Annotated in this window: 3 protein-coding genes; all 3 read left to right on the top strand. The window is 36.2% G+C overall.

From position 1 onward, the window contains the following. Position 1 precedes the first annotated feature (1 nt). Genes QFZ73_RS07770 through QFZ73_RS07760 form a run of 3 tightly spaced genes read left to right on the top strand, consistent with a single transcriptional unit; the run spans position 2 to position 12563 of the window. Positions 2-7540: a non-ribosomal peptide synthetase gene (locus QFZ73_RS07770; RefSeq protein WP_307264928.1), complete on the top strand. Its 7539-nt coding sequence runs from the start codon at positions 2-4 to the stop codon at positions 7538-7540. A 10-nt stretch (positions 7541-7550) separates the two neighbouring features. After that, the gene (locus tag QFZ73_RS07765) at positions 7551-7817 is read left to right on the top strand and encodes a phosphopantetheine-binding protein (protein WP_251435583.1); all 267 of its coding nucleotides are present in this window, start codon (positions 7551-7553) and stop codon (positions 7815-7817) included. Positions 7818-7844: 27 nt separating this feature from the next. Continuing rightward, entirely contained in the window at positions 7845-12563 is a 4719-nt protein-coding gene (locus tag QFZ73_RS07760; RefSeq protein WP_307264923.1) for a non-ribosomal peptide synthetase, read from the top strand. Positions 12564-12611 lie beyond the last annotated feature (48 nt).

Here is a 12611-nt window from a genome sequence, read left to right as displayed (position 1 = left end):
GATGAATATGAATTCTTTAGCGAATTTATTTGAAGAAAGTGTTAGGGAATATGGAGACAATATTGCAGTAAGAAATAAGGATATGCAATTTACATATAAAGAAACGAATATCTTGGCAAATAAAATGGCGATGTACATAAAGGACAAAGGGGTAAATAAAGTAGACAATGTCGGAATCTATATTGAAAAATCCGAGCATGTTTTATTTTTAATCATAGCACTCCTTAAATTGGGTGTTACCTATGTACCTATCGACCCTAAAAGTCCTGATGAAAGAGTAAAGCATATAATAAAGAATTCAGAATTGAAGTTATTAATTGGGGATAAAAGCCGAATTAACGACATTGATTGTAATTATGTATCCATTGATGAAGTGATAGAGAATTCAAAAGATATGACATGTGAGAATTTACATACCTTAATTGACCCAGAGGATCCAGCCTATATCATTTTCACATCGGGCTCTACAGGAAAGCCTAAAGGAGTTTGTGTTTCACATGAAAATGTAATGAACTTGTTTTTAGGCTGCGATGATTTGTTCGAGTTTAATAATAAAGATAAATGGACATTTTTCCATTCCTACGCATTTGATTTCTCCGTATGGGAGATGTGGGGGGCATGGATTTATGGCGGAGAAGTTGTAGTGGTTTCATTTGAGGAAAGCAGAAATCCAATATCCTTTGTTGAATTATTGATAAGTACACAAACAACCGTTTTTAATTGTACACCAAGCGCTTTCTTCGAGGTGAGTGGTGAGCTCATAAATCGTCAAAATGAATTAAGTTTAAAATACATTATTTTTGGAGGGGAAGCATTAAACTTCAAGAAATTGACGCAGTGGTTTTCTCCCGAAAATAGCAGGCTGCCAAAGTTAATAAATATGTATGGAATAACTGAAACCACCGTTCATGTGACTTATAAAGAAATCGCTAAGAATGATGTGGAAAAAGGAATTACCAATATCGGAAAAGTCTTGCCTCATCTTGGGTTCAAAGTGATGAATGAAAATGGAGAAGAAGTAACTGGAGATGAAGAGGGCGAGTTATACGTTTCAGGAAAAGGTGTATCGCTAGGCTACTATAAAAATCCCATGATGAATAAGATGAAATTTACGGATATTGATAATGTCCGCTACTATAAGTCAGGGGATGTAGTGAAACTGTTGGATGATGGTGATCTGCAATATATCTCGAGGAATGATGAGCAAGTGCAGTTAAGAGGTTTCAGGATTGAATTAGGGGAAATAGAGAGCTCGTATAATGATTTGAAAAACATCAAGAATGCAGTTGCAACAATGGATAAAGCGTTTAATGATGATATGCATTTATTTTTATACTATGTTGCTGATGAAGAATTAGCTGCTGATTATTTGAGGGAAAGTGTAAAAAGCTCATTGCCAGCCTATATGATACCAAGCTTTTTTATCAAGGTGGACAACATCCCCCTAACTGTAAATGGAAAACTGGATAAATCATTATTACTAAAATTCATCATAAAAGACTGTGAAGCTCCATCGAATATCAAGAGTCCAGTAAATGAAACGATAAGTGAAAAAGTAAGAGAATTGGTGGTTAGCATCATAGGCAATGGGGTTATAAAAAATAATCAGTCTCTACTTGAAAGTGGAATGAACTCATTATCGATAATGAGATTAATTGTCAATATAAAAAAGCAATTTCAAATTAAAATTGCTCCTTCAGTTTTATTGGATAACGATACGATTATGGAATTAGCCCAAGTGATTGAAACTCGTCAAAAAGAAGAGGAAAAGCAAGATTATATTCCTATCAATATAAATGCCAGAAATACATACCCTTTAACATATGAACAAGAAAATCTGTGGTTCATTCACCAAACCAATATAGACAAATCGTTATATAACATAGTTTTTTCGTATGAAATATCAGGTGAAGTGAATGAAGGGAATCTGGAACTTTCTTTAGATAATCTATGCAATAAACATCAAATTTTAAAAAGTGTCATTAGAGAAGAAGCTGGAATGGGCATCTTGGCTTTCGATGAGTCGATTCATCATTATATTAACTATTTCGATGTTTCGGATATTCCTTTAGACATGCAGGAAGAAAAAATAAATCACTTGGTGAAGGAAGAAACGGAACGGCAATTTGATTTAGGAAATGGTCCCCTCTTATCAACTGCGTTAGTGAAGACAAATGAATGTGAATATCAATTATTATGTAATATCCACCATATTATTTTTGATGGTTGGTCGATTCCATTAATGATCAATGATTGGTTTGCCATTTATCAGGAAATCGAGAATGGCGAACGAAATGATAGGGGTAACCAATCCATCCAATATGGAGATTATGCTTTATGGCAAAAAAACTCACCAAATTATGTAAGTAGTAAGGATAATGAGTTCTGGAGTAATGAAATACCTGCATTACGGCAAAAATCCTTATTACAATATGATCATCAAAAAACCGGAGAAGGTAAAAGCACTTCCGATATTATCAGCTTTTTGTTACCTAAAGAAATTCAAAACAACCTGGAAAAACTTCATAAAAAAACGAAGTCGACTTTGTTCATGAGTTTACTTACCGCCTATCAAACCTTTTTATCGGTTTATTTTGATGAAGAGGAAGTAGTCGTCGGGAGTCCTTTGGCGAAGAGAAACCATGTGGATACTGAACAATTGGTAGGATATTTCGTCAACACCTTGCCCTTTAAATTAAATGTATCTCAGGAAGATTCATTTGAAGAGATTTTGCGAAAAAATATAAAAAATATTGCAGGTGTTTTTGACCATCAAAATTTACCTACTAAGGAAATTTTGAAATATTTATCGGTAGAAAGAACCATGGAAAATACGCCATTGTTCGATACAGTATTTGTCCTGCAAAATAACCAAAAAGAAAAGCTGGCATATAGAAATTTCAAGTTAAAACCGAAAAAAATCAATACCTTTAAAGCTAAATTTGATCTGGTTGTTCAGGCAGAAGAAATGGATGAGGATGAATTAGTCATTTCGTTTGAATTCAACAAATCATTATTTAATAAAACGACGATTCAAAGAATGGCTAGTAATTTTCAGTATTGGCTGCAAGAGATTACAACCCAGGAAGGCAAGCGGATAAAGGACATTACCTACTTGGAGCCTGCACAGTTACGATCAATAATCGAAATGGGTACAGGCAATGTAAATCAAGAAGTGGAAGATCATCGTTTTGAAGATGTAATAACTAGGTTTGAGAATAAAGTAAGTACAAATTTCAATGATGTTGCCATTGTTCATGGAGAAGATCAGGTGACGTATAGCGAGTTGAATGCCCGGGCAAATCAGGTGGCACAACGATTATTCCGGAACCATGTAGATGTAGAGGATAGAATTGGGATTTTCATGGATCGATCGATCAATATGGTTACCGCTATTTTAGCCATTATGAAAGTTGGGGCGGCATATGTGCCTTTGGACCCATCACAACCAGAGTCACGGCTGAAACATATGATTGAGGATGCTCAAATCACATATTGTTTATGTAATGAAGAAGGACTTTCAAAGTATCCCGGTGATGAAGGAAACCTAATATGTATCGAAGACATACTAAAAGAACGAGAAATTGAGTGTGTAGAATTCGATTCAAGAAAGATATCGGAACGTGATCTGGCCTATATCATCTACACTTCAGGAACAACGGGAAAACCTAAAGGGGTCATGATTGAACATGGAGGATTGGCTAACCTCTGTAATTGGCATATCAATTATTATTCTGTCGATGAAAAAGATGCAGCAGTACTAGTTTCGAATACATCTTTTGACGCTTCCGTTTGGGAGATATTCCCTTACCTGACGAATGGGAATAAACTCTTGATACTGGATTACTATGATTTATTGGATGTAGAAATCCTTTCGGAGAAGTTAGAAAAGGAGAAGGTCACACTCGCGTTTTTTTCAACGGGACTGCTCGAGCAATTATTTATCAACGATATGAAATTTCCAGAATCGATCAGAGCTATTTTGACAGGGGGAGATCGTTTAAAAACGATACCCGACCGTTTGAGTTTTGATTTATATAATAATTATGGGCCAACGGAGGGCACTGTCGTTTCGACAGCATATAAGGTACTTCCAAGTGATGATACAGTGATCCCGATCGGAAAGCCAATCTTGAATGCAGAAGCATACGTGTTCAATTCCAGGATGAAGCCTACTCCTAAAGGTCAAATAGGCGAGCTGTATATCGGCGGGAATGGGATTGCAAGAGGATATATAAATAATCCGGAGAAAAACGATGAAAGCTTTATTCCAAATCCGTTCAATCCATCAAGGAAGCTATATAAAACTGGAGATTTAGTTAAGTATACCGAGGATGGAAATCTACTATTTGCAGGTAGAGCTGATGACCAAGTGAAAATCCGGGGATATCGTATCGAACTTGGAGAGGTCAGTGCAGTTCTAAATAAATGCACGGGTATAAAGGATTGCTTGATTACTATAAAAGATGAGTCTAAATCGAAGAAATTCATCATTGCTTATTATATCACCGACAATGACCTTGAAGAAAATGATATCCGGGATTATATGAAGAATCATCTTCCCCATTATATGATTCCTTCTTATTTCATTAAAATGGAGTCATTTCCGCTAACCGTTAACGGCAAAGTGGATACGAAAAGCCTACCGGATACAAAAACGAACTCGGAAGGAGCTAACAGTAAAAGTGTCATAAATGAAACGGAACAAAAATTGTTAAAGATATGGAAAGAGGTACTGAATAAGCAGGAAATAACCATCCACGATAACTTTTTCGAATGTGGAGGAGACTCCATCCTAAGCATCCAAATTTGTTCACTTGCGAAGAAAGAAAATCTTTTCATTACTTCAAAAAACATCTTTGAAAAACAAAGTATCGAAGAGCTGGCACAGGTTGTGGAATTGACGGGCGATTTAACGATAAATCAGTCTGATGTTTTTGGAAAGGCACCATTTACACCTATTCAAAGTTGGTTTTTCACTCAACAAATAAATAATTATAATCATTGGAATCAATCTGTAACGTTAAAGGGCTACCCGCAATTGAATGAGAAGCGGCTGCAAAGAATCATGGCCCATATCGTTAAACATCATGATGGGCTTAGATCAAGGTTCAATAGAGAAGAATCATTTTCGCAAGTGGAAAAGCATATCGACCCGACTGAAAATTGGACTTTGAATTACGTAAATCTATCAAACATGAATAAGGACAAACAGGAACGGGAAATAGCTAGACTCAGGATCGGTGCACAACAGGGCATAAACATTTCAAACGGACCACTGATGAAAATAGTATGCATCCATACAGGCCAAAACGAGCATGTAATCATTTGGATCATACATCATTTACTTGTTGATGGGGTTTCCTGGAGAATCTTGATCGAAGATTTTGACCGGCTATATATTCAAGATATAAACAATCAAGAACTAAATCTGGATAATAAAACGACATCATATAAGGAATGGGCGAATAACCTAAATGAATATAAAAATAGCATTCCTTTAGGCATTAAAGAGTACTGGCTGAATGAACACGACACAATATATGAAAACGCCCTAGTCAAAACAGGGAATGTTTACGATGGAAAATCATTTGAAATGAAGCTGAATAAAGAGATTACAAACAAAATCTATAATGAAATGACAAAAGCTTATAAAGCATCTATCGATGAAATATACTTATCTATTTTCGCAACGCTAATCGGGAAATATTTTAATAAAAAATATATTCATTTTACTTTGGAGGGACATGGTCGCGAAGAATTATTTGCAGGTGTCGATCTGTCCAGGACAGTAGGATGGTTTACGACCATGTGCCCGGTTTATATAGAAAATAAAGAATCCATTTCGAACACGATTCAAGGTACAAAGAAAAAGGTAAGGACACTGCCTAATAAAGGGATTGAGTATGGAATCATAACCGAATTATGTGGCGAGACACATATGAAACGAAATCGGCCGATCATCAGTTTTAATAATTTAGGTAGATTTCACCAAAACAATGAATTGGCTGCAAAAGAGGTCATCTTTTTTAGTGAACAAGATATTCAACACAATTCCTATACCGAACATGAAGTCGATATCGAATTGCTTGTAGTGAATGAGGAGCAAACTATAAAAATAAACTATAACAGACATTTCGTAAGAGAAGATTTCGAAAAATATATTCAACACAATTTGCCGGAATTGTTACGGACATTGGAAGAAGAAACGAAATTGGGAAAACAGATGTACCATCCGGAAGACTTCCCATTGGTGGATATGCCTGAAGAGGAACTTAACCAGCTACTGCACAAAGAAACAGGAATTGTTGATATTTATGAATTGACGGCTTTGCAAAAAGGGATGTTGTACCATAGCTTGTTTGATAGTGAAAGCAGCCAGTATAAAGTGCAGCTCATTTTTGATATTAAAGGTTTTCTGGACGTCGGGAAATTAAAGAATGCCATTGTGACAACTGCAGGGAAACATGACATTTTAAAAACCAAATTATATTCAAGCAGAAAAGGGGTATTCTACCAACTGTTAATGAGTTCCATGGATACCGAGATTGAATATGAAGAAATAATCGATCATCAAGGGAAGTTGGAAAAGTTGTTGGCAGATCAATATAAGATCATAGATATCGAGAACAATAGGTTGAATCGCTTCATGATCGTTAAGCTTGCGGAAAATGAATATCAATTAATATGGACATTCCATCATATTATTATGGATGGCTGGAGTTATTCGATGGTGATTAATGACATTTTTGATTCTTATCATTCAATAACACCATCATCATCCGTGAGTGCTCCATTTAAAAAGTATGTTGAATATATGAAAGATTATACGAGTAATAAGGAGCTGCGGGACTATTGGGTAAGGAAATTGGAAGGTGCTCGCAATTCTGGATCTAGTTTAACGGGAGTGTCGGAAGGTGAGGGGTACATGGAGAGTAGCTACTTGAAAGTATTGGATGAGGAATTGAGTGATTCCATTCAACGATTCTGTCAGGAATACAAGATTACCATGAATACTTTCTTTCTAACCATTTGGCTAGCCACATTAAAAGAAGTAAAAGGTACGGAAAATGTGTGTTGCGGCGTAGTGACATCCGGCAGGAATATCCCTGTTCAAAATATTGAGGCTATGGTTGGTCCATTTATCAATACTGTGCCGTTTATAAAGCATATAAGCCAAGAAAAGACCTACCTGGAAATACTGGATGAAGTTCAAAACGAATTTTTGGAATTAAGTTCTTACGAGAATACACCATTATCAGAGATTTATGAGTGGGCTAATTTGGAAAATCATTTGTTTGAATCATTATATGCTTTTGAAAACTATCCCATGCTATTAGCTAATAATGTTGAAATCAATGTGAGTCTGAAAGAAGGAAGGGAAACGACCCATTATCCAATCGTCATTATCATCACCCCTGGTTCAAGTGTTCAAATTAAGTTTAATGAGGCAGCGGTCAATCAAAAGTTAAGGTCATCAGTCATTTCTATATTTAATCAAATCTTGGGCGAAATGTTAGAAAAAATGAAAGTGAAATGAGGGGAAATATATGGAGACAACAATTGCGGTAAAGGAAAGGTTAATTGAGGAAAAGCTTATTGGATTTTGGAAAGAGATTTTAGAACAAGAAACAATAGGTGCAGATTCCAACTTCTTTGACTTAGGCGGGAATTCCCTTTTAGCCATGCAATTTATTCAAATGGTGAAGAATAACATGGGAGTGAGATTACCAATAAAAGTGATGTTCGAACAATCCACCATCCAGGAACTATCTGTACTCATCAAACAATTGGCCGATATGAATAAGTTAAGTTGAATGGAAAAGAATTGAGGTGTTTTTTCTATGAACAGGATAATCAGTGAAACGGAAGATAGGCTATTAAACTTGATTTCAATTGTTATCGAACCTTTTAAAATATCACTAGTAGAGGACATGAATGAATCACTAAGCACAAATGAAAAAAAAGATGAGTTTTTGACTTCGATAAAACGGGAGTTTGGTATTCAATTAACACCGGAAATCATTTCAAGTCAATGGAATATAGAGAGGCTGGCAAGTTTTCTGGACATGCTTCTCGACATGAGGGAAGTCGAGGTAAATAAGCCTTATAAACGTGGGAAAAGTGAAGGGATGCTTTCTCATAATCAAGATCGAATGTATCTATTTGACAGCCTGAATGAAAGGAAAACGCTCTATAATATGCCATTTAAATTCATTTTAAATGGCGTAGTGGAGATTGATGACCTACAACAGGCCTTAGATTTCATGATTGAACGCCATGAAATTTTGCGAACCAATTTCAAGGGTGAAGAACATCAAATCCTTCAATTCTTATCAAAAAAAAGCAGAAACATAATTGCTTATGAAGACTGTCGGGAAGTAGATCCCGAAATCAGTAATATAATGGTCAACTCCCATCTAACTGAAGAAATGGAAAGATGTTTCGACCTGGAAAATGATCATTTATTTAATATGAAACTAATTCGAATTGACGAAGAAAAGCATTATTTAGTATGCAATTTTCACCATATCATTTTTGATGGAGTATCGTTTGTCACCTTTTTCGAAGAGTTAATGGAGGTTTATGAAAGAATTCACACGGGCAGGGTTGGGGATATCCCTACTCTAGACATGCAATATTTAGATTATGCTGCCTGGCATAAGGAGTGGGTCAAGGAAAGTACGCCAAGCCAAAGGAGGTTTTGGGAAAGTTATTTAGATCAAGAGGAAGAAGCATTAGAACTTCCATTTGACTTTCAACGTCCAAAATCACCTTCTTACTCAGGTGGAAGACTGGAAATGACCATAACGGATGAACTCCGGGTATTGATAGACAGGATTTTAAGGGAGAATGGTACGACTTTATATGCTTTTATGATGACCGCCTATCAAGTGTTTTTAAGTCAGTATACCGGGAAGAATCAAATCATTGTCGGGAGTACCGTGGCAAACCGCGGCCAAGAAGAATTTGCCCGGACAGTTGGATGCTTTGTCAATACTCTGCCATTGAAGTTAACCGTGGATGCCACAGAATCATTTCATGAAATATTGAACCGAAATCGTAAAGTGATTTTGGATGTATTGGAACATCAGGCTTTTCCATTTGAAAAAATCGTAGAAATCATTAATCCAGAAAGGGATCTCAGCCATTCCCCATTGTTCCAAACAGCTTTGGCAATGGAGGAAAGCTTTGATGGGAACTTTAGCAATTCATTCTTCACTCTTGAACAAGACAAATTCGACATTCCTTATTCAAATTATGACCTGACTATAAAGGTAAAGGGTTCTCATGACCTAATCCTGGAATTCGAGTATTCCGATGAACTTTTCAGACGGGAAACGATTGAAAGACTCATGTTGAGTTTCGAAAAGTGGTTATTCCAAATTTGCAGAAATGCAGATATACCCATCTGTCATTTGGAGTATTTAGATGACAATCAACTAAATCAATTGTTATTTGAGTGGCAAGGTGAGGTTTCGGATGCACATCAAAATGAGACGATCACCTCCATATTCGCAAGAATCGTCAAGAAGCATTCAAACAAATTGGCCGTAGCTGATAATGGTAAGACCATTACCCATTCGGAATTAGATCAAAGATCAAATGTGATTGCGAAATTGGTTAGAAATAATATCGAAAACGGCTCTAATAAGGTGGGCCTGCATGTAAACAGATCGATTGATATGGTAATTGGCATGTTGGGAATCATTAAAGCCGGATGTGCATACATTCCGCTTGATCCTATGCTGCCAGCTGAAAGATTGGAATATATCATCAATGATTCGAAAATGGATATATGCATTACTAATCAAGTTGAGGTCCCTGCCATTAAAAAAATAACTAAAGTGATTGATCTTGAATCCGTACATTACGTGGATACCGAGTGCTGTAACGAATACATCGCACCTTCCGATCTGGCTTACATAATCTATACTTCGGGAACGACAGGAAAACCTAAAGGTGTCATGTTATCTCATAGAGGAGTAGTGAATTTAATAATAAGTCAAAACAAGTACTTACAACTTGATGAGACCTCAAAGGTATTACAATTTGCCACTTTTAATTTTGACGCTTCTATATATGAGATTTTTGGAAGCTTATTAAATGGTGCAGAGCTGCATATCGGGAATAATAAGGAGGAAATGTTTGATTTATTCGCATTGGAAAATCAAATCAAAAGTGAAAAGTTAACGCATCTAGTATTGCCGCCAGCAGTATTACAAGAGCTCAATATAGAGGGATCTGATGTGAAATTCGCTGGTTCAGCCGGATCTGAATGTCCAGTAGCTTTGCTGGATCGCTATCAAAATATAAATTTTTATAATGCCTATGGTCCAACGGAATATTCAGTATGGACCACGATTGAAATGTTTAAAGCGTTTGAAAACAATGAAACTACTACTAATAAAGTATCGATCGGCAAACCAATCCTGAATACTGACGTCTATTTATTAAGTCCAGAGCAAAGACTTGTACCAATAGGTGCTGCAGGGGAAATATATATTGGTGGTGAAGGGTTAGCTGTTGGATATGTGAATAATGATGATTTAACAAAAGAAAAGTTCATTCAACATCCTTTTAAAGCTGGAAAGCGTTTGTATCGTAGCGGTGACCTTGCAAAATTCACGAGCGATGGTGGGTTGATTTTCCTGGGACGTAAAGATAATCAAGTGAATATAAGGGGTTTCCGTGTGGAAGTTGATGAGATTTCGGTCAATCTCAATGCGTATCCGCAAGTTAGTGACTCATTCATTAAGGTTCAGGATCAGCCAAACTTAAATAAACAAATAATCGCTTATTTCACATCCAAACAACAAGTTGATTACGATCACTTAAAAGCATTTTTAAAAGAGAGATTACCAAGTTACATGATTCCTTCATTCTTTATGCAAGTGGACAAATTTCCGTTAAATGCAAATGGGAAAATTGATTCAGCGCTTCTTCCGGTACCAGTAACTAGAAGCAATATATTGGAAGAACCTGAGACGTTCAATGAGAAAGTGCTTCTTCAGATTTTTAAGAGTGTCTTAGGCTTAGATGACATCAGTATCCGGGATAACTTTTTTGAACTTGGCGGCGATTCCATTCAGAGCATTCAAATATGTTCTCTAGCAAGGCAGGAAAATATAATCATTAGTCCAAAATCAATTTTTGAAAATCAAACGGTAGCAGAGCTGGCAGCGATCGCGAAAACCGAAAATAAGGTCGTGATTCAACCTATAGCTACTAGAGGGAATGTGGAACTGACCCCCATCCAAGAATGGTTCTTTGCAGAGCACACTACTTCCATCAATCATTGGAACCAGTCTATTGTTTTTAGTAAAGATTCCTGTGCTCAAATGGAGGACATTGAAAAAATTCTATCTCATATCGTGGAACATCATGATGGATTGTTAACCCTATTTAAAAAACATGACAATAACTATATCGGGAATATAGACTCCGAACACAAAACATGGGAGTTAGTCTATAAGGATATACATCATTTAGATGAGGAAACGCGAATGAAAATGAGAGATGAATGGGAAAGTAAGTCTCAAGGTTCATTGGACATAAGTAATGGACCGATCATGAAAATGCTTGTTTTAAAAGAACAATCGAACAAGTATCGCTTCTTTTGGGTAATCCATCATTTATTGATTGATGCAGTTTCCTGGAGAATTTTACTTGAGGATTTCAATACTCTCCATGATCAAGCATTAAACAATCAAACAGGGAAGCTGGCTTATAAAACTTCATCATTCAAAGACTGGTCAAACTTCTTGAAGAAATACAATGAATCGTTGATGGAGCCTGAAACACTCCGTTATTGGGAACAAAAAACAAAAAGTGAAATAACGGGATTTAAGATAGCGGAAGACTTTATAGCTAAAGAAGAAAGAACGATGGAGAAATCATTCAGTGAAGAAGAAACTGAATTATTGATCCAGGAATTATCAAGGCAATCAAAAGCGACTGTAGAAGAAGTATTGTTGTCATTAATTGCAAAGAGTTTGAAACAATCTTTTGAAGTGAAGAACTTCTGGATGGAAGTAGAAGGGCATGGCAGGGAAATGGTGGACGAAACAATGGATGTTACTAGAACCGTTGGCTGGTTTACTGCGATGTATCCCATATTGCTGCATTCAGATGAAACGTTTGCTAGCACTTTAAAAAACACGAAGAATGCAATAAGGGAAATCCCAAATAAAGGTTTTGATTATGGCGTTATCAAATATTTACGCCCTGGGGTCATTCAGGAGCCGGATATCCATGTTTCTTTTAATTATTTAGGAAGATTGGACTCTCAATTTGAAACATCCAATAGCAGGGACTTTGGTGAGTTTGAAAATAAACCGAAACTACATTTTCTGGCATTGATCCAGGACGGAAAACTAATCATAAAAATAATTTCAAAATTAGCTGAAGAAAAGATGGGCCTAATAATAGAAGCTATTGGTAAAGTCGTCATGGAAATCAAGGGGACTGAATTTGACCAAGGTTCTTTAATAGAAAGTGATTTTCCAGATGCGATGCTTACTGAGGAAGATTTGTTTCATATATTGAATTCTAATAAATAAGGTGATTACTGGTTTAATGGAATGATTGTAGTCAGAAGGTATGGATGA

The organism is Peribacillus sp. V2I11 (assembly GCF_030817135.1).
GTDB classification, from domain to species: Bacteria; Bacillota; Bacilli; order Bacillales; family DSM-1321; genus Peribacillus; species Peribacillus simplex.
This window is presented reverse-complemented; position numbering and strand designations above follow the sequence as displayed.